Annotated in this window: 1 rRNA gene; it reads left to right on the forward strand. The window is 58.1% G+C overall.

Going from position 1 to position 1,174, the window contains the following annotated elements:
• A 23S ribosomal RNA gene (locus AB0881_RS41825) occupies positions 1-1,171 on the forward strand; the annotation flags it as partial.
• Positions 1,172-1,174: the final 3 nt, after the last annotated feature.

Genomic DNA, 1,174 nt, shown 5'->3' on the forward strand with positions numbered 1-1,174 from the left:
CGGAGCTGGGGGTGGTCGCAGAGGCCAGGGGGAAGCGACTGTTTACTAAAAACACAGGTCCGTGCGAAGTCGTAAGACGCTGTATACGGACTGACGCCTGCCCGGTGCCGGAACGTTAAGAGGACCGGTTAGTCACTTGTGGCGAAGCTGAGAATCTAAGCGCCGGTAAACGGCGGTGGTAACTATAACCATCCTAAGGTAGCGAAATTCCTTGTCGGGTAAGTTCCGACCTGCACGAATGGCGTAACGACTTCCCCGCTGTCTCAACCACAGGCCCGGTGAAATTGCAGTACGAGTAAAGATGCTCGTTTCGCGCAGCAGGACGGAAAGACCCCGGGACCTTCACTACAGCTTGGCATTGGCGTTTGGAGCGTCTTGTGTAGGATAGGTGGGAGACTGTGAAGCCGGCACGCTAGTGTTGGTGGAGTCGTTGGTGAAATACCACTCTGGTCGTTTTGAGCGTCTAACCCGCACCCGTGGATCCGGGTGGGGGACAGTGCCTGGTGGGTAGTTTAACTGGGGCGGTTGCCTCCCAAAGAGTAACGGAGGCGCCCAAAGGTTCCCTCAGCCTGGTTGGCAATCAGGTGGTGAGTGCAAGGGCACAAGGGAGCTTGACTGTGAGACAGACATGTCGAGCAGGTGCGAAAGCAGGGCCTAGTGATCCGGCACCGGCGTGTGGAAGCGGTGTCGCTCAACGGCTAAAAGGTACCCCGGGGATAACAGGCTGATCTTCCCCAAGAGTCCATATCGACGGGATGGTTTGGCACCTCGATGTCGGCTCGTCGCATCCTGGGGCTGGAGTAGGTCCCAAGGGTTGGGCTGTTCGCCCATTAAAGCGGCACGCGAGCTGGGTTTAGAACGTCGCGAGACAGTTCGGTCCCTATCCGCTGCGCGCGTAGGAGAATTGAGAGGGTCTGTCCCTAGTACGAGAGGACCGGGACGGACGGACCTCTGGTGTGCCAGTTGTCCCGCCAGGGGCACGGCTGGTTGGCTACGTTCGGTCGGGATAACCGCTGAAAGCATCTAAGCGGGAAGCCTTCCTCGAGATGAGTTCTCCCTCCCACTTCGGTGGGGTAAGGCCCCCAACAGACTATTGGGTTGATAGGCCGGAAATGGAAGCGCCGTAAGGTGTGGAGTTGACCGGTACTAATAGGCCGAGCGACTTGACACACAA

Origin of the sequence: Spirillospora sp. NPDC029432 (assembly GCF_040703975.1) — a bacterium.
Taxonomy (GTDB): Bacteria; Actinomycetota; Actinomycetes; order Streptosporangiales; family Streptosporangiaceae; genus Spirillospora.